Annotated in this window: 18 protein-coding genes; 13 read left to right on the forward strand and 5 right to left on the reverse strand. The window is 38.8% G+C overall.

Annotation, left to right across the window (positions count from 1 at the left end; genetic code table 11):
- Positions 1-66 precede the first annotated feature (66 nt).
- On the forward strand, positions 67-1,164 hold the full coding sequence (locus MQE36_RS14065; RefSeq protein ID WP_242936610.1) for an acyltransferase family protein: 1,098 nt from the start codon (positions 67-69) through the stop codon (positions 1,162-1,164).
- Here the strand turns inward: MQE36_RS14065 and MQE36_RS14070 are convergent, their stop codons facing one another.
- Together MQE36_RS14070 and glyA are read right to left on the reverse strand one after the other, a co-directional pair.
- Entirely contained in the window at positions 1,165-2,391 is a 1,227-nt protein-coding gene (locus MQE36_RS14070) for a glycosyltransferase (protein ID WP_242936611.1), read from the reverse strand.
- A gap of 78 nt (positions 2,392-2,469) precedes the next feature.
- Positions 2,470-3,744 (reverse strand): serine hydroxymethyltransferase, encoded by a 1,275-nt coding sequence (glyA, locus tag MQE36_RS14075; RefSeq protein ID WP_242936612.1) that lies wholly within the window; start codon positions 3,742-3,744, stop codon positions 2,470-2,472.
- A 111-nt stretch (positions 3,745-3,855) separates the two neighbouring features.
- Here glyA and fahA point away from each other — a divergent pair, with 111 nt between their 5' ends.
- Both fahA and MQE36_RS14085 read left to right on the forward strand, forming a co-directional pair.
- Positions 3,856-5,154 (forward strand): fumarylacetoacetase, encoded by a 1,299-nt coding sequence (fahA, locus tag MQE36_RS14080; RefSeq protein WP_242936613.1) that lies wholly within the window; start codon positions 3,856-3,858, stop codon positions 5,152-5,154.
- Positions 5,155-5,393: 239 nt separating this feature from the next.
- On the forward strand, positions 5,394-6,578 hold the full coding sequence (locus tag MQE36_RS14085; RefSeq protein ID WP_242936614.1) for a hypothetical protein: 1,185 nt from the start codon (positions 5,394-5,396) through the stop codon (positions 6,576-6,578).
- 48 nt (positions 6,579-6,626) lie between these two features.
- Here MQE36_RS14085 and ytxJ read toward each other — a convergent pair whose 3' ends face one another.
- Positions 6,627-7,016, reverse strand: a complete 390-nt coding sequence (gene ytxJ / locus MQE36_RS14090) for a bacillithiol system redox-active protein YtxJ (RefSeq protein WP_242936615.1) — start codon at positions 7,014-7,016, stop codon at positions 6,627-6,629.
- A gap of 144 nt (positions 7,017-7,160) precedes the next feature.
- Here ytxJ and clpB point away from each other — a divergent pair, with 144 nt between their 5' ends.
- The 4 genes from clpB (at position 7,161) to smpB (ending at position 12,124) form a co-directional block, all read left to right on the forward strand.
- Positions 7,161-9,767 (forward strand): ATP-dependent chaperone ClpB, encoded by a 2,607-nt coding sequence (clpB, locus tag MQE36_RS14095; protein ID WP_242936616.1) that lies wholly within the window; start codon positions 7,161-7,163, stop codon positions 9,765-9,767.
- Between the two features lie 440 nt (positions 9,768-10,207).
- Positions 10,208-10,858, forward strand: a complete 651-nt coding sequence (gene deoC / locus MQE36_RS14100; protein WP_242936617.1) for a deoxyribose-phosphate aldolase — start codon at positions 10,208-10,210, stop codon at positions 10,856-10,858.
- 12 nt (positions 10,859-10,870) lie between these two features.
- Positions 10,871-11,569 carry a purine-nucleoside phosphorylase gene (deoD, locus tag MQE36_RS14105; RefSeq protein ID WP_242936618.1) on the forward strand — a complete coding sequence of 233 codons (699 nt, stop codon included), beginning with the start codon at positions 10,871-10,873 and terminating at the stop codon, positions 11,567-11,569.
- 96 nt (positions 11,570-11,665) lie between these two features.
- On the forward strand, positions 11,666-12,124 hold the full coding sequence (gene smpB / locus MQE36_RS14110; protein ID WP_242936619.1) for an SsrA-binding protein SmpB: 459 nt from the start codon (positions 11,666-11,668) through the stop codon (positions 12,122-12,124).
- Between the two features lie 6 nt (positions 12,125-12,130).
- Here smpB and MQE36_RS14115 read toward each other — a convergent pair whose 3' ends face one another.
- Positions 12,131-12,328 (reverse strand): adenylosuccinate synthetase, encoded by a 198-nt coding sequence (locus MQE36_RS14115; protein ID WP_242936620.1) that lies wholly within the window; start codon positions 12,326-12,328, stop codon positions 12,131-12,133.
- A gap of 68 nt (positions 12,329-12,396) precedes the next feature.
- Positions 12,397-13,038, reverse strand: a complete 642-nt coding sequence (locus tag MQE36_RS14120) for a protein-L-isoaspartate(D-aspartate) O-methyltransferase (RefSeq protein WP_242936621.1) — start codon at positions 13,036-13,038, stop codon at positions 12,397-12,399.
- Between the two features lie 223 nt (positions 13,039-13,261).
- On the opposite strand from MQE36_RS14120, the gene MQE36_RS14125 reads away from it, so the two are divergent.
- The 6 genes from MQE36_RS14125 to MQE36_RS14150 are packed head-to-tail and all read left to right on the forward strand — an operon-like array spanning position 13,262 to position 19,288.
- A complete protein-coding gene (locus MQE36_RS14125; RefSeq protein WP_242936622.1) occupies positions 13,262-14,221 on the forward strand; it encodes a Gfo/Idh/MocA family protein in 960 nt (319 codons plus the stop codon).
- A 51-nt stretch (positions 14,222-14,272) separates the two neighbouring features.
- On the forward strand, positions 14,273-15,160 hold the full coding sequence (locus MQE36_RS14130) for a 3-hydroxybutyryl-CoA dehydrogenase (RefSeq protein WP_242936623.1): 888 nt from the start codon (positions 14,273-14,275) through the stop codon (positions 15,158-15,160).
- Positions 15,161-15,166: 6 nt separating this feature from the next.
- Positions 15,167-16,402, forward strand: a complete 1,236-nt coding sequence (locus MQE36_RS14135) for a DUF1015 domain-containing protein (protein WP_242936624.1) — start codon at positions 15,167-15,169, stop codon at positions 16,400-16,402.
- 3 nt (positions 16,403-16,405) lie between these two features.
- Positions 16,406-17,065 carry a YggS family pyridoxal phosphate-dependent enzyme gene (locus MQE36_RS14140; protein WP_242936625.1) on the forward strand — a complete coding sequence of 220 codons (660 nt, stop codon included), beginning with the start codon at positions 16,406-16,408 and terminating at the stop codon, positions 17,063-17,065.
- Between the two features lie 11 nt (positions 17,066-17,076).
- Positions 17,077-18,459 carry an exonuclease domain-containing protein gene (locus tag MQE36_RS14145; RefSeq protein ID WP_242936626.1) on the forward strand — a complete coding sequence of 461 codons (1,383 nt, stop codon included), beginning with the start codon at positions 17,077-17,079 and terminating at the stop codon, positions 18,457-18,459.
- The gene (locus MQE36_RS14150; RefSeq protein ID WP_242936627.1) at positions 18,452-19,288 is read left to right on the forward strand and encodes an ion transporter; all 837 of its coding nucleotides are present in this window, start codon (positions 18,452-18,454) and stop codon (positions 19,286-19,288) included. The genes MQE36_RS14145 and MQE36_RS14150 overlap by 8 nt, the downstream gene beginning before the upstream one ends.
- Positions 19,289-19,293: the final 5 nt, after the last annotated feature.

Raw genomic sequence — 19,293 nt, forward strand, 5'->3', positions numbered from 1 at the left:
AAAGCAATAATATTTTACATTTATCCCTGAATCCCTATCTTTTCATAAATTTTCGATCATTGTAATATGAAAAATCGTATTTTATCTATTGATGTATTAAGAGGAATTACTATTTGTTTAATGATTGTAGTTAATACTCCCGGGTCGTGGAGCTATGTTTATGCCCCGCTTAAACATTCCGAATGGCACGGTTGTACTCCGACAGACCTGGTCTTCCCAAGCTTTTTATTTGTTGTCGGACTTTCGATGTCTATTTCCCTGAAAAAGCTTAACCGTGATAATCATAGAAAAATACGCAATAAACTACTTAAAAGAGGCGCTGTTATATTTTTAATCGGCCTGCTGCTCAACTGGTTTCCTTTTTATCAAACCAACATTGCCGATCTCAGAATCTTCGGAGTCCTGCAACGGATTGCTTTAGCATTCATGCTTGCCGGCATTGTAATTACCTTAATACAGAACACACGTTCATTAATTCTTTCCCTTATAGCCTTATTGCTAACACATTGGAGCCTATTATACTTTCTGGGAGGTACAACACCTTATGACCTCGAATCTAACATAAGCGGAACAATAGACATATGGCTCCTGGGTTCAAATCATGTTTATAGCGGCTTCGGAATACCTTTTGATCCTGAAGGATTATTAGGAACACTCTCAAGCGCGGCTCAGGTAATACTTGGTTACCTTATTGGCAAAAACACTTTAAAACATGGTAAACCAGGCACAAAGGAACTCAATCACCTCGCTGTTGTTTCTCTATCTCTGATAGCTGTAAGTCTGGTATGGAATTTTGTGTACCCTATTAATAAACCTCTGTGGACCGGATCTTATACACTCTATACCTCTGGTATAATAACAGGCTTCTGGGCTATCCTGATTTGGGTAATTGATATCGGAAAAAAAGAAAAATGGACACTTCCTTTTAAAGTGTTCGGACAAAATCCGCTGGCCAGTTATGTACTTTCTATTATCGTCGTAAAACTGTTTATATACGTATTTAAGATAAATGGTACAACGTTATACGGATGGTCTTTTAAACACCTGTTTCAGCGTATATTTGAAAATCACCTTGCCAGTTTCATGTATGCACTTGCATTTACTTTTATAATATGGTTGTTTGCTTTTTGGTTATATAAAAAAGGGAAAGTAATCAAGATCTGATCAATTCTTATTCTTTTCTTCAATCCACTTGGCCATATACCTGTACGATTGCATCGTTTGGTGGTTAAGCATTCTCCCTAGTATGTTTACCCGTCTGTGACGATCCTGATCATACTGTAGCCGATCTATGGCATAGATCAGGTTTTTCTTAAACACAGCGGCATCGAATCGCTTATTTAAAATGGATATACCACTGGCCTGGGCCTCATACCACTGCGTTTTACCTGTGTACAATACAGCAGCCATACGGGCCATAGAAACCGGATCACCGGTAACAAAACCATTCCATTCAAGATCGCCCTTAATACCCTCTGCGCCTACTTCAGTAGTAACACTCGGCGTACCGCACTGCATAGCTTCTATCAGTTTTCCTTTCAACCCGGCTCCAAAACGCAATGGTGCAATACAAACCCTGGCTGCCTGCATCACTTCCCTGGCATTCTCAGCCTTCCCCTTTATCAGGAAACCTTGCTGTTCTTGATGCAGATCAAAGACTTTTTGCGTTGCATAGGCTCCGTAAATATGTAATTCGACCTGCGGCAGTTGCTTTCTGATCAAAGGCCATACATGCTTTTTCAAATATAAAACTGCATCCCAGTTGGGAGCATGTAAAAAATTACCTATAAAGATAAAATGCGATCGCTCTTCAAAAGGTTTCCATGCTTTTATATCGCTTTGTCGTATGGGGTCTTCAAGAAAGGGCAGATACATCAGCAATTCATCCGGAAGCTTAAAAACATCTTTCAATAATTTCATTTCGGCCTCAGATATAATGAGCGTAAGGTCTGAACGATATATACTGGCCAGTTCGCGTAAAACCAAATCTCCTTCAAAAAGATCTGCCTCTGCATTATTCTTTACGGCTTTATGTCTTGCCTTCCTTAAAAAATGCAGATCTTCAGTATCCAGAATCCTGATTGCTTCCGGACATTTCTCATTCACACGCCATCCGAATTGCTCCTCCATCATGTATCTGTCGAACATTACGATTTGCGGACGTAACCCTTCGATAAAAACATCAAACGACGAATTGTTTAATTCTATTTGCCTGGTCTCGACCCCTGTTTCCTCCAGGTCAGACCCGTTACCGGTTCGTTGTGCGGGCGAAGAAAAAACCACTTTCATACCTTGGCTCTGAAACAGGCGGATCAACTGTAACATTCTACGGCCAGCAGCTGATGAATCCGGTTCCGGCCATACATAACCGATAATTAAAACTGTTGACATGAAAATCTATTTAAAAAAACGAATAAAAAAAGCCTTAACCAATAAGATTAAGGCCTTCTAAATATATTAAAAAACTATTTATGCCTGAAACAGCGGATAGTTTTTCATTAAGTCGTTTACTTTTGCTTTTACCGCTTCAAGAATTGATGTGTTCTCAATATTATTAACAACTTCATCAATAAGAGCTACAACCGTTTCCATATCTTCTTCTTTCAAACCTCTTGTTGTAATCGCAGCCGTACCGATTCTTATGCCACTTGTTACAAACGGACTTTTATCATCGAACGGGACCATATTCTTATTAACCGTAATTCCTGCTTCTTCTAAAGCCTCTTCGGTCTGTTTACCTGTTACTTCCTTATTTCGAAGGTCGATTAACATTAAATGATTATCCGTTCCTCCTGAAATCAGGTCATATCCTCTTGCGACAAACGCTTTGGCCATTGCCTGGGCATTTTTCCTAACCTGAATGATATAATGTAAAAACTCATCAGTAAGTGCTTCACCAAAAGCAATTGCCTTCGCAGCGATAATATGCTCTAACGGACCACCCTGGTTACCCGGAAAAACAGCACTATCCAATAAAGAAGACATCATTCTTGGCTTTCCGCTTTTAAGTGTAATTCCAAATGGGTTCTCAAAATCTTTCCCCATCATAATCATACCTCCCCTGGGGCCACGTAATGTTTTATGTGTGGTTGTAGTAACAATATGACAGTGCGGAATCGGGTCACTCAACACCCCTTTAGCGATCAAACCTGCCGGATGCGAAATATCCGCCATCAATAAAGCTCCAACTTTATCTGCAATTTCCCTGAACCTTTTAAAATTGATATCACGTGAGTAGGCAGAAGCACCGGCTATAATCATTTTTGGCTGCTCTTTTTCTGCGATCTCTTCAATCTTGTCATAATTCAATACGCCCGTTTCTTTTTCAACCCCGTAAAAAACAGGCTGGTATAATTTGCCGGAAAAGTTTACAGGCGATCCATGTGTTAAATGCCCCCCGTGAGAAAGGTCGAAACCCAGAATTTTATCACCCGGCTTTAAACACGCCGCATACACAGCCGTATTAGCCTGAGATCCACTGTGAGGCTGTACGTTCACCCATGCTGCACCAAACAGTTCCTTTGCACGTTCAATAGCTATGGTTTCCACTTCATCAACAACTTCACATCCGCCATAATAACGTTTTCCCGGATACCCTTCCGCATACTTGTTGGTTAAAACAGAACCGGCAGCTTCCATAACCTGTTCACTTACAAAATTCTCGGAAGCAATAAGCTCTAACCCGTGTATTTGTCGCTCTTTTTCAGCTTGAATTAAATCAAAAATTTGTTCGTCGCGTTGCATTCTAATAGTCTTTCGTTAAATAAAGCCCAAAAATAAAAAATAGATTGGTAAATTAGTTGAAAATAATACCTTTGAATCATTATTTATCAAACAATAATAAACAAATTTGTCATGCCACACACAGCTAACGACCCAAAAAAGCAATCTTGGATTCCTGTTTCTCAGGACTCTGACTTCCCCATACAAAATATCCCTTTCGGGGTATTCCTGACTCGCGATGATGTTATTACTATCGGTACCCGTATCGGGGACAAAGCTATAGACCTCGGTGCTTTACATCAATTAGGATATTTTGAAGATATTCCGTTAACCGACGATATCTTCTTACAGGACTCCCTTAATGACTTTATATCCGACGGAAAGAAAACATGGAGGCTGGTAAGAAACAGAATTTCTGAAATCTTCGAAAAAGAAAACTCAGAACTTAGAGATAATGAAGAACACTGTAAAATCGTATTATTCGATTTAGATGAAATCGAAATGCAGCTCCCGGTTCAAATCGGTGATTATACCGATTTCTACAGCAGCAAAGAACACGCTACCAATGTGGGTACCATGTTCAGGGATCCTAATAATGCCTTGCTGCCAAACTGGTTGCACATTCCGGTCGGATATCACGGCAGGAGCTCTTCCATCATCCCTTCTGGTATTCCGGTACACAGACCTATGGGACAAACCTTGCCGCTTGGTGAAATTAATCCGGTGTATGGTCCTTCTAAAAGGGTTGATTTTGAACTGGAAATGGCATTCATTACTACCGATGCCAATCTTCTGGGAGAACCTATTCCTGTCGGTGAAGCTGAAGATTATATTTTCGGAATGGTGCTGTTTAACGATTGGAGTGCCAGAGATATCCAAAAATGGGAATATGTTCCGCTGGGACCATTCCTGGCAAAGAACTTTGCTTCTTCCATTTCACCGTGGATCGTTACCATCGATGCCCTCGAACCTTTTAGAGTAGAAGGACCTGAACAAGATCCGAAACCATTACCATATTTACAGACAACAGGAAAAAAGAGCTTCGATATTAATTTAGAAGTAGAGCTGACCCCTGAAAATGGAGAGACAGCTATCCTCACCAGAAGTAACTTCAAATACATGTATTGGAATATGGCACAGCAATTGGCTCACCATACTGTTAACGGATGTAAAGTTAATAGCGGGGATATGATGGCCAGCGGTACCATATCGGGCCCTACTCCCGACTCCTACGGATCTATGCTCGAGTTAACCTGGGGAGGTAAAAACCCTATTAAACTTAACGATGGTAGTGAACGTAAATTTGTGGAAGACGGAGATACCATTACCGTAAAAGGGTATTGTCGAAACGCCGATTACAGAATTGGATTTGGTGAAGTTTCATCTAAATTACTCCCACCTTACAATCCGAAAAAAAATAATAAACACTAAGATTTCAAAAAATCAAACCAAAGCTCACATCTAATTGTGGGCTTTTTTTATTTTTGGCATTATGATTGATATATCCTGATAACCATAACGCACAGACCATGAAACAAGCATTAATAAGTTTTAAAAATCATTTTACCTGAGGAATATTTAAAACTTTAATGAAAAATATAGCAGCCCACACATTTCAAAACAACTAACGATCTTATTTGAATAAATTAAATTACAAAAACCCTGGATTTATGAAAAAAATATTACTCTTATCTATATTCTTAAGTATCATCGCCTGTAGCGGGGTTAAAAAAACCCAAGAGGCAATTAATGTTGGAGACTACGACACTGCGATGAATCTTGCTCTTGAAAAACTCAGAGAAAACAAAAACAAAAAAAACAATCAGCCATATGTATTGATGCTTGAAGAAGCCTACGCAAAAGCTACATCTAGAGATCTTGACCATATTAAATTTTTGGTAAAGGAAAATAATCCCGAAAACTATGAAGCCATCTATGAAGCCTATGAAAAATTAAAGTTCAGACAACAACAGATCAAACCTCTTTTACCTCTTGTTATTGCTGATCATGGAAGGAATGCAAAGTTTAAATTTGTAGATTATTCAGATGAGATCATTGCTTTCAAGAACAAAACCTCAGACTATTTATATGAAAAGGCTAGTAATATATTAAGCTCCGGCCGGACAAAACAAGACTTTAGGGTTGCATATGAAGACTTTGAGTATTTAAACCGAATCAATCCGAATTATCGTAACATTGTTGATAAAATGGAAGAGGCACACTATAAAGGGATTGACTACGTACAGGTTTCACTGTTTAACGATACCGAAATGGTAATCCCTCGGCGCCTGGAAGAAGACCTTCTCAGTTTCAATTCATATGGCATAAATGATTTCTGGACTATTTATCACAGCAATCCACAGTCAAACCTTAAATATGACTACGAAATGGATCTTGCTTTTAAACAAATCAATATTTCTCCTGAACAAATTAAAGAACGAGAGATCATAAAAGAAAAACAGATCAAAGACGGGTGGAAATATGCTACTGATAATAGCGGGAACAAATTAAAAGACAGCCTTGGCAACTATATCAAAATAGATAACTTCAAAACAATCAGATGTGTTTTTTACGAATTTACACAAACCAAATTTGTTGAAGTTGTCGGCGATATCAATTTTAAAGAAACCAATTCACAGCAAACCATAAACTCGTATCCCCTGGCCAGCGGATATAAGTTTATCCATCAATTTGCAACGTTTAAAGGCGACAGACGGGCTTTAGATAATTCCCTTCTTCCACTGCTGGACCTGAGGCGTGTACCCTTCCCCAGTAATGAACAAATGGTATATAATGCAGGTGAAGACTTAAAGGCCAAGCTCAAAGGAATAATATCCCGGCATAAATTCAACTAAAAATTTTATTAATGCGAAGCTGTCTCATTTAAGGCAGCTTCTTTTTATTTAAATAAACTTATTAATAATTTTTACATCGATCTCCCCGTGTGAATTGTGATGAACCACCTCCCCTGCTTTTACAATAATTAACTGTGGACTTTGATGTACAACTCCAAATCTTTGCGCCACTTCGTTAGAAACATTTCTGTACTTCAGCAGGTCTAAAAAATAGAGCTCAATACTTTCTTCTCCCAAATTGTACCCCTGTTCGAATCCGTTCAACACCATTCTGCTAATGCCGCATCGGGTACTGTGCTTAAATATAACTACAGGTTTTAGATGCGACAATACTATTAATTCATCTATTTTATTTGTATCTTCAAGTGTTTTCCAGGACACATGAGAAACTGAATCCTCATCAGCCGATCCACCAAATATTTTATCAAATAATCCCATATCTTCCCTAAAATTTAACTAGTTAAAATGTCATTTTGTCCGGTAATTCTCATCAAAACAGGTCATTTTGTCTGAAAGAATAGTACGGAACAAGAATTGACAATTACAAATCAAAAGATTTAAACGCAACAAAAATAATATAAAATGAATTTTAACAATTATACCATAAAATCGCAGGAAGCCATTCAGCGTGCTCAGCAAATAGCACAAAGTTATGGTCATCAGCAAATAGAAAATGAGCATATTTTTAAAGGTTTATCAGAGGTAGACGAAAATGTGCTTCCTTTTTTATTAAAGAAGCTAAATGTTAACGTAGCACTCTTAAATCAGATTTTAGACAGCACCCTGAACAGCTTTCCAAAAGTAAGTGGACAAGACATGATGTTATCGCGCGATGCAGCTAACACCTTGAATGAAGCTAGTATCATTGCAAAAAAGATGAACGACGAATTTGTTTCTGTCGAACATCTGGTGCTGGCAATTTTCAAGTCTAAAAGTAAAATAGCCCAGATTTTAAAAGATCAGGGAGTGACTGAAAAAGGATTAAAAAGTGCCATTGAAGAGTTGCGTAAAGGTGAAAGAGTTACATCTGCTAGCGCAGAAGAAACCTATAACGCACTTAACAAATACGCTAAAAACCTTAACCAGCTGGCCAACGATGGTAAACTCGATCCGGTTATCGGGCGCGACGAAGAAATACGCAGGGTTTTACAAATATTGTCCAGACGAACCAAGAACAACCCTATGCTTGTCGGCGAACCGGGCGTGGGTAAAACAGCTATTGCAGAAGGATTGGCGCACAGGATCATCCAGGGAGATGTACCTGAGAACTTAAAAGACAAACAGATCTTTTCCCTCGACATGGGTGCCCTTATCGCAGGTGCTAAATACAAAGGAGAGTTTGAAGAACGGTTAAAATCCGTCGTCAAAGAAGTTACCTCGGCCGAAGGAGATATCGTCATGTTCATTGATGAAATCCACACCCTTGTCGGCGCAGGTGGTGGCGAAGGAGCCATGGATGCAGCTAATATACTAAAACCGGCATTAGCCCGTGGTGAATTAAGGGCTATCGGAGCTACAACGTTAGATGAATACCAAAAATACTTCGAAAAAGACAAAGCCCTCGAACGTCGTTTCCAGAAAGTTATGGTCGACGAACCGGACACCGAGAGTGCTATATCCATACTACGTGGTATAAAAGAAAAATATGAAACACACCACAAAGTACGTATTAAAGACGATGCCATTATAGCTGCCGTAGAATTGTCGCAACGATATATTACAAACAGATTTTTACCCGATAAAGCCATTGATCTGATGGATGAGGCCGCATCTAAGCTACGAATGGAAATAAACTCCAAACCCGAAGAGTTAGATGTACTCGATAGAAAGATCATGCAATTAGAAATTGAGATTGAAGCCATTAAACGCGAAAACGATGAAGCCAAACTCAAAAGTTTAAATGCAGATCTCGCAAACCTGAAAGAAGAACGCAACGAGATTTTTGCCAAATGGCAATCTGAAAAAGACGTGGTAGATGAGGTTCAGAATACCAAGGAAGCCATCGAAAACTATAAACTGGAAGCCGAAAAAGCAGAAAGGGATGGCAACTACGGAAAAGTTGCCGAAATCCGTTATGGCAAAATAAAAGATGCCACTGAAAAACTCGAAGAGCTTAAAAAAGAACTGCTCCAAATGCAGGGCGAAGGTAATACCCTGATTAAAGAAGAGGTTACCAGTGAAGATATCGCCGAGGTTGTTGCCAAATGGACAGGAATACCTGTATCAAAAATGCTTCAGAGCGAACGTGAAAAATTATTGAAACTGGAAGACGAACTACATGCCAGAGTCGTCGGACAAGAAGAAGCTATTCAGGCAGTTTCTGATGCTATCAGAAGAAGTCGGGCCGGTTTACAGGATACTAAAAAACCGATAGGTTCATTCCTCTTTTTAGGAACAACCGGGGTTGGTAAAACAGAACTGGCAAAAGCCCTGGCAGAATATTTGTTCGATGATGAGACCGCCATGACCCGGATTGATATGAGCGAATACCAGGAACGGCATTCCGTAAGCAGATTGGTAGGTGCTCCTCCGGGATATATTGGATATGATGAAGGCGGACAACTAACAGAAGCTGTTCGTCGTAAACCTTATTCGGTTGTATTATTAGACGAGATTGAAAAAGCCCACCCGGATGTGTTCAATATCTTGTTACAAGTGCTTGATGAAGGCCGGCTGACAGATAACAAAGGTCGTTTGGCAGATTTCAGAAATACCATCATTATTATGACAAGCAACCTTGGAAGCCATATCATCCAGGAAAAGTTTGACGCCGTAAAGGACATAGATACTGCTACCGAATCAGCAAAAGTCGAAGTACTCGGCTTACTGAAACAATCGGTCAGACCTGAGTTCTTGAACCGTATAGATGATATTATTATGTTTACACCCTTAACCCGGGCCAACATAAATGATATTGTACGCTTACAATTGAAAAATGTGTTTAAAATGGTGGCTAAGCAAAATATTACCCTCGACGCTACCGAAGAAGCCATCACACACCTGGCTCAAAAAGGATATGATCCGCAATTCGGGGCAAGGCCGGTGAAAAGAGTGATTCAGAAAGAAGTTCTTAACGAGCTGTCAAAAGAAATTCTAAGTGGTAAAGTACATACAGACAGTATCATCTTACTCGATGAATTCGATGATAAACTTGTATTCAGAAACCAGTCCGACTTGGTAGAAAATTAATAAACCACTATATCCCTCAGCAAGCCCGGAATAATTTCCGGGCTTGTTCATCCCCCTTCCATCCACCACTTCTCTTAAGCCTCATTATCCGGGATAAAGCCTGTATGATCACACTCACCACTCACTGATAGCCTTTTTATTAAAATCACTTCAGAAATATTCAGTGCGACAAATCCGTTGGTAATCTGTATAGCTATTTTAGGACGGGTCAGGACAGATCATATAAAATATATAAAGTAATTATATAGCATATATAATATCTTTATAGTATATTTACAGTATCTTGTGTACAGATATATCTTATAAACTAAACAATCTTTAACACCAGATGAATGATCGCTACAATAAAAAATCAACAACTGCTTGCTAACACTAACGCTCTTTTTATATTTAGATAAATCCGACAACCGATCATCGGCTACATTTCCTATCTTTACTATATGGAAATAAACAGATACATCGATCATACACTGCTTAAGCCTGCTACTACCATAAACGATATTGAAACCCTTTGCCGGGAAGCAAGTACATACGATTTTTTTGCCGTATGTGTCAACGGAGCATATGTTTCGTTGGCGAAAAGACTTTTAAGAGATACCAGTGTTTCTGTTTGTTCTGTAATAGGATTTCCTCTTGGCTCAATGAGCGGAAAAACTAAAGCCTTCGAAACCGACCAGGCCCTGTCTGACGGAGCTGATGAAATCGATATGGTAATCAACCTGGGCTTGTTAAAAAGCGGTAAACACCATGAAGTGCTACAGGAAATCTCCTTTATAAGAAACATCACCAAAAGACACACTTTAAAAGTGATCATCGAAACATGTTATTTGACTAATGCCGAAAAAGAACTCGTATGTAAAATAGCGGTTGATGCTGGTGCTGATTTTGTAAAAACCTCTACCGGTTTTGGAACGGGAGGAGCTACATATAATGATATTATACTGATGAAAAAAATCATAAACGGAAAGGCGAAGATAAAAGCATCAGGAGGCATCAGAGATTATCAGACTGCTAAAAAGTATATTGATCTGGGGGTCGACAGAATCGGCACCTCCAACGGAACCGATATCGTATCCTGGATCAAGCTATAAAATCCTGAAACTATGAGTATACATATTGGTGCAACCAATGGTGATATTGCAGAAAATGTATTGTTACCCGGCGATCCGCTGAGAGCCAGATGGATCGCTGAAACATTCCTGGAAAATCCCACTCTGTATAATGAAGTTCGCGGAATGTATGGATATACGGGAACCTACAAGGGAAAAAAGGTTTCTGTTCAGGGAACGGGAATGGGCGTTCCTTCCATAAGCATTTATGTCCATGAACTCATCAATGAATATGGAGCCAAAAAACTTATAAGGGTCGGTACAGCCGGTTCATACCAGCCATACATAAAAATCAGGGACATCGTTCTGGCTATGGCGGCATCTACCAATAGCAGCATCAACCGCTTTACTTTCAAAGCAGAAGATTATGCTCCTACGGCTAATTTTGAATTGCTGCAAAAAGCTTATCAGGCGGCAAATCAAAAAAATATAAAAGTCAAGGCAGGCAATGTACTGACCAGCGATGTCTTTTATCAGGATAACTCCAATTATTACAAGAAATGGGCTCAGTATGGCGTTCTCTGCGTAGAAATGGAAACAGCCGCCCTATATACACTTGCTGCAAAATACAATGTACAGGCTTTATCTATCCTCACCATATCGGACAGTTTGGTTACCCACGAAACCTCTTCTTCCGAAGACAGAGAAACCTCATTACACGATATGATAAAAATTGCCCTGGAAGCAATATAACATTATGAAACGGATTACCGCCCGGGAGAAATACCACAAAAGTCTTCGCTTCTTAAGGATAGGATATTCGGTAATTGTTATTACTTTTGCTCTCCCATGAAAAATAAAATCAATATACAAAACAAAAAGGCACGTTTCGAATATGAAATACTGGATAAGTATGTTGCCGGAATTGTTCTAACCGGAACTGAAATTAAATCGATCCGTTTAGGAAAAGCCTCTATTACAGAAAGTTTCTGCGAGTTTAATGATCGTGGCGAACTGTTTGCTGTCAATACGTATATTGAAGAATACACTCATGGTACCCACTACAACCACAAACCCAGAAGCGAACGTAAACTCCTTTTAAATAAAAGAGAGCTCCGAAAACTTCATAAGGAAGTTAAAAATGCCGGTCTCACCATCGTCCCGTTAAGGATATTCTTAAACGATCGCGGATTGGCTAAAATGGAAGTAGCTCTTGCTAAAGGTAAAAAGCTGCACGATAAGCGTGAAACGATTAAGGACAGGGAAAACAAAAGAAACCTCGATCGCATAAAAAAATCCTACAAATAGCATACCTTACCTCCTTTTTTTTCTTTCTCTTTGTTTCATTTGCCGCCAGACAAAATACAACACAAAGATCAGGATAGGAATTATAATATAGATCAGGATATTTTCAAATGCGGTAAAATCAACGGGGTCATTATCAGAGTCTTTCGGTATCTCTTCCGGTGCCTGAAAAATCAACAATAAATAACATAAATTTTTTAATAACATGATGTGCCGGTTTATTTTCTATTATAATTTACGAAAAAGAAACCAACCATATCAAATTAACGATGACATTAATTTTTATCACCTAACAACGGAACGAACCTGAACTGGCCAAGTTCCTGTTTTTCAAACTCCACATCCGATTTTCTGGTAAACAAGGTCATAACCTGTGAATCCTGCCCTACCGGAATAACCAGCTTTCCTCCTATTTTTAATTGCGCCAACAAAGGTTTTGGCACAAACGGGGCCCCTGCGGTAACTATAATCCCATCATAAGGTGCTTCCTCCGGCAACCCCTTATAGCCATCTCCGAAAACGAGTCGCCTGGGTCTGTACCCCAACTTAGGAAGAAAGATATTCGTTTTTTTAAAAAGCTCTTTTTGTCGTTCAACAGAATACACCAAAGCCCCCATTTCAAGAAGTACAGCCGTTTGATAACCACTCCCCGTACCTATTTCCAAGATCTTATCTCCGGGAGATATCTCTAATAGCTCTGTTTGAAAAGCAACTGTATAAGGTTGCGAAATCGTTTGATCGGCAGCAATGGGAAATGCTTTATCCTGATAGGCATGATCTTCAAAGCTACTGTCCATAAATAAATGTCTCGGAATTTTTCTGATAGCGTCTAATATCCTATTGTCCTTTATCCCCTTCGCCGCAACAACTTCTGCCAGTTTATTGCGCATTCCTTTATGTTTATGAGTATCTTTCACCTGATATAATAAGTTGTTCCAACTGCAAAGTTACAGCCAAAATTATTGACTTAAAAGTAGCCCTTGACAACATTTATTCCTAGATTAATGCCTTAAGGCGGCTATAAATGATATAAACTCCTGAATATCCACATAACGGCCAAGAACTTAAGCAGGTGTTATAATTTTATAAACCATTGGCATTCTCGGTCAATAACCTTATTTTTGTTGAAAACACAATTATATGCTTAAAGCCGGAGTACTGGGTGCCGGACACCTGGGGAAGATTCACTTACGACTGTTAAATCAATCTGAGAAATATGAATTAGTAGGGTTTTATGATCCTAATGAAAAAAATGCTCAAAAAGTTTCGAAAGAATTCGGATATAAAAGTTTCGCTTCTATTGATGATTTAATCGATGCTGTTGATGTCGTTGATATTGTTACTCCGACACTTTCGCATTACGAATGTGCAAAAAAGGCCATCGAGAAGGGCAAACATATTTTTATTGAAAAGCCCATTGCTAATTCTGTCGATGAAGCGATGGAAATTATAAAACTCGCCAAAACGCATAACGTAAAAGGGCAAATAGGTCATGTTGAACGGTTCAATCCGGCATTCCTGTCGGTAAAGGACAAGATAGAAACACCCATGTTTATCGAAACCCACCGCCTGGCTGAATTCAATCCACGTGGCACCGATGTTCCTGTGGTCCTCGATTTAATGATTCACGATATAGATATCATCCTTCGGATTGTAAACTCAAAAGTAAAAAGTATTAACGCCAGTGGTGTGTCTGTAATCAGTAATTCCCCCGACATTGCAAATGCAAGAATTGAGTTTGAGAACGGTTGTGTTGCCAACCTGACCGCCAGTCGTATCTCATTGAAAAACATGCGTAAATCCCGCTTTTTTCAGCGCGATGCTTACATTTCTATCGATTTCCTGGAAAAAAAGGTAGAGGTCGTTAAAATGAAGGATGCTCCTAAAAATCCCGACGAATTTGCACTGGTCCTGCAAAATGCCGAAGGGATCAAAAAGCAGATCTATTTCGAAAATCCAAAGGTTTCTGTTAACAATGCTATTTTGGACGAATTAGAAACCTTTGCCGAAGCCATCCATAACGACACTGATCCTGTTGTTACATTAGAACATGGTACAGAAGCCCTGAAAGTAGCACACGATATTATTAACGCTTTCTAAATTAACACTCACTAAAAGAAACACATAACACACATTAAATTAAATACTATTATGAAAAAGATAACAGTAATTGGTGCAGGAACCATGGGAAACGGTATCGCACATACCTTTGCCCAATTCGGTTACAATGTCCATCTGGTAGACCTTTCAGAAAAAGTTTTAGATAAGGGAATAGAAACCATCACGAGAAACCTGGACAGAATGGTTTCAAAAGGATCTATTACGGAAGAAAATAAAAATAATACGTTAAAAAATATCACCTCATTAACAGATCTTAAAAAAGGGGTTTCCGGTGCCGAACTTGTAGTTGAAGCGGCCACTGAAAACAAAGACCTTAAGCTGAAAATCTTTAAAAATTTAAATGAGTTGTGTGCCCCTGATACCATTTTGGCAACAAATACATCTTCGATCTCGATTACTCAAATTGCTGCTGTAGTCGATCAACCGGAAAATGTAATTGGCATGCACTTTATGAATCCGGTGCCCATCATGAAACTGGTAGAGGTTATTAAAGGGTACAATACTTCGGATGAAGTACTTGAGAAGATCATGGATATTTCAAAGAAACTAAACAAGGTTCCTGTTGAAGTAAATGATTATCCGGGGTTTGTCGCCAATCGGATTTTAATGCCAATGATCAATGAAGCCATTGAAACACTGTATAATGGTGTTGCCGGGGTTCAGGAAATAGATACTGTTATGAAGCTGGGAATGGCCCACCCGATGGGACCACTCCAATTAGCTGATTTCATAGGACTGGATGTATGCCTTTCGATATTAAATGTAATGTATGAAGGATTTAAAAATCCTAAATATGCACCATGTCCCCTCCTCGTAAATATGGTAACAGCCGGTAAATTGGGAATCAAGTCCGGAGAAGGTTTCTACAATTATTCTAAAAGCAGAAAAGCCGAAGAGGTATCTCGGATGTTTCAATAAAAAACTATGGCGAAGATAATTCCATTTAAAGCCGTTCGCCCATCAAGAGAAAAGGTTGGACTGGTAGCTTCCAGATCATACGAGGACTACCCCCGGAAAGAACTGAAAGCCCAACTTAAATTCAATCCTTTCTCTTTTTTGCACATCATCAATCCGGGATATAAATACCAGCATGAGGTTTCCGGCGTTGAACGCTTTCAATTGGTTAAAAACCGTTACCTGGAGTTTAAAGAAGATCGTACATTTGTTCAGGATGATACCCCTTGCTTTTACATTTACCAGCTAACAACCCGGGCACATTCCTTTTGCGGGATCTTTGCAGGTGCTTCTGTTGATGATTATAACAACAACATTATAAAAAAGCACGAAGACACTATAGAACGCAGGGAAGTATTGTTCAAAGACTATCTTAAAACAGTAGGTTTTAATGCCGAACCTGTATTGCTGACCTATCCGGATAACGAAAAGATCGATAAGATCATAAAAAAAATAGCACTGAACAGGGCTGAATACGAATTTGCAACCCACGACAAATCCGTACACCGTTTCTGGCTTATTGACAAACAAGAAGATATTTCTGCTTTACAGAAAGAATTTGATCTGATAGCTCCTTTGTATATTGCAGACGGACATCACAGGTCTGCTTCTTCTTCTCTTCTCACCAAAGAATTAAGAGAAAAGAATAAGAGTTATACAGGAAACGAAGCCTTCAATTATTTTTTAAGTTATTTGATTCCGGAGTCTGAAGTAAGAATATCAGAGTTTAACCGTATGGTCAAAGACTTAAACGGCTTGTCTAAAGAGGCCTTTTTAATCAGACTGGATGAGTTTTTCCGGATAGAAAATCGCGGGAAAGAGCTTTATCGCCCATCAAAAAAACATCATTTCTGCATGTATCTGGATGGTGATTTTTACTCGCTTTACTTAAGAAAATCTCTTTACACATTTACCGATGCATTAAGTGCCCTCGATACACAAATTTTATATAAGACCATTTTAGAACCGATACTCGGAATCAGTGATCTGAGGAATAACAAGCGGATTTCTTATGGTTATGGAAATCAGAATTCAGTAAAAATGAAGGATCTGATAGATAAAGGAACGTATAAAGTAGGTTTTGGTATGTTGCCCATAACTGTGGAAGAGATGAAACTTGTTGCCAATGAAGGATTAAAAATGCCTCCCAAGAGCACTTACATCGAACCGAAACTGAGGAGTGGATTAACGATTTATGAATTTTAAAACATGCGGATTTCAGATAATTTAAATACAATAAAATCAAACCTTCCTGAAAATGTAACGCTGGTTGCTGTTTCCAAAACAAAGCCCAACTCCGACATATTGGAGGCATACCATGCAGGGCAGCGTATTTTTGGCGAAAATAAAATTCAGGAAATGGCTACGAAATGGGAAAGTCTTCCTAAAGATATTGAATGGCATATGATAGGCCATGTACAAAGAAACAAGGTAAAATACATGGCTGAATTTGTAAGCCTCATTCATGGTGTCGATAGCCTAAAACTCCTGAAAGAGATAGAAAAACAAGCCGGAAAGTACAAGCGTCGCATCAACTGCTTGCTGCAAATCCATATAGCTGAAGAAGATACCAAATTCGGAATGAATGAAGAAGAGCTCAACGCCTTGCTTTTATCAGAAGAAAGAAAGAGTATGAACCATGTAAATATTGTCGGACTGATGGGAATGGCTACATTTACAGGTGACGAACAACAGATTCAAAAAGAATTTGATTATCTTAAAAAAATATTTGATAACAATAAATTACGTTTCCCTGAATTGGAAATATTATCGATGGGAATGAGTGGCGATTATAAAATCGCCATTGATGCAGGAAGTAACATGGTACGGATAGGCAGTAGTATTTTTGGAGAACGTAACTATAATTAAATTAAAAACACTTGTACGCAATACTCGATATAGAAACAACCGGAGGACAATTTAATGAAGAAGGAATTACGGAGATTGCCATCTACAGGTTTAATGGACATAAAGTAACCGACCAATTCATTAGCCTTGTCAACCCAGAAAAAGAAATACAGCCATTTGTTGTTAACCTCACAGGGATCAACAATAATATGTTGCGGTCTGCACCAAAATTCTATGAAGTAGCCAAAAGGATCGTCGAAATTACCGAAGACTGCATCCTCGTAGCTCACAATGCTCAATTTGATTACAGGGTACTAAAAAATGAATTCCGGCAGCTTGGGTTCCAATACGACAGAAAGACTTTATGTTCTGTAGAACTCTCTAAAAAACTTATCCCCGATCAGCCGTCATACAGCCTCGGAAAACTCGCAAGGTCATTGGGCATCCCTGTAAGCGACCGGCACAGGGCCAGTGGCGACGCACAGGCAACGCTTAAGCTTTTTAAATTATTGCTGGTTAAGGACAAATCAAAAAACATATTAGAAGAATCTGTTAAAAACAGCACCAATACACTGCTTGCTCCAAGACTGTTGAACATCATTGATGAACTCCCCGCATCAACAGGAGTATATTATATTCACAACAGCGAAGGGAAAATCATCTATATAGGAAAAAGCAGGAACATAAAAAAAAGGATTAATCAACATTTTACAAACTCTTCAAGAAAAGCAAAAGCAATACAAAAGGAAGTTACTGCTGTTACCTATGAAGAAACCGGTAGCGAATTAATTGCGCTTCTGAAAGAAAGTGAAGAAATTAAACTGAATCAGCCTCATTACAACCGGTCGCGTAAAAGAAAACTATTCTCATACGGACTTTTCGAATTTATAAATGATGAGGGGTATATTACTTTATATATCGACAAAATAAAACCCAAAGGAAAACCACTTACAACCTTTAATACCATTCATGAAGCCAAAAATACATTGTACAGTCTTACCGAAGAATTTAATTTATGTAATAAACTGAATGGCTTGTCGGAGGCTAAACAACATTGTTTTAATTACACCATTAAAAAGTGTAACGGGGCCTGTATCCGGAATGAAGCCCCGGAGGCATATAATGAACGAGCTGTAAAAGCCATCAAAAAGTATAGTTATCTATATCAAAATATGGTTATCATCGACAAAGGCAGGGAAGTAGACGAACGAAGTGCTGTACTCATCGAAGATGGTATTTTTAAAGGGATCGGGTTTTACAATCTCAACTTCCAGATAAACAATATGCATATATTGCAAAAAGTGATTACCCATATGGATAATAATGCAGATGCCAAACATATCATCCAAAGCTATGTAAGAAAGAAAAAAGGTGTAAAAATAGTGGCGTTAAAACCTATTGCTAATAATGACTGACAAGGGTTTTTCAAAGGAAGAAAGAAACTGGCAGAAAAAACTTCACGAGGTTATCTATGAAGCAGATACCCGTGCAGGTAAAATATTCGACCTTGTTTTAATATTTATCATCATCATCAGTATTATTCTGGTGATGCTGGAAAGTGTTAAGTACATTGACGATAAATATCACTATGTCCTTTTAACCGCAGAATGGACCATAACCATCTTGTTTAGCATCGAATATATTTTAAGGATCGCAGCTATAAAAAACCCTAAAAAATATATTTTCAGCTTCTACGGTATCATAGATCTGCTATCGACCATTCCTTTATACCTTTCATATATTATAGCGGGATCTCAGGCTTTACTGGCATTAAGGGCCTTAAGACTGTTACGGATATTCAGGGTCTTGAAGCTTGTTCGGTTTCTGGGGGAAGCCTCTCAATTAAAAAGAGCTTTAAAAAACAGCAGAACAAAGATTACCGTCTTCATATATACCGTCCTTGTCGTATCGATAATCCTGGGAACCATCATGTATCTGATCGAAGGAGAAGATTCGGGTTTTACGAGTATTCCCAGAAGCATCTATTGGACTATTGTTACCTTAACAACAGTGGGCTATGGCGACATTGCCCCCCAAACTTCCCTGGGACAGTTCTTTGCTACTCTTATAATGATACTCGGTTACGGCATTATTGCCGTACCTACAGGAATAGTTACCGTTGAATTTGCAAGACAGGGAAACAGGCTCCACATAAACACCCAGGTTTGTCCTAACTGTAGTAACGAAGAACACCAGGACAATGCCATCTATTGTCACAAATGCGGACATAAACTTAATCAGTAAGAAAA

The sequence above is a fragment of the Zhouia spongiae genome (assembly GCF_022760175.1).
GTDB lineage: Bacteria > Bacteroidota > Bacteroidia > Flavobacteriales > Flavobacteriaceae > Zhouia > Zhouia spongiae.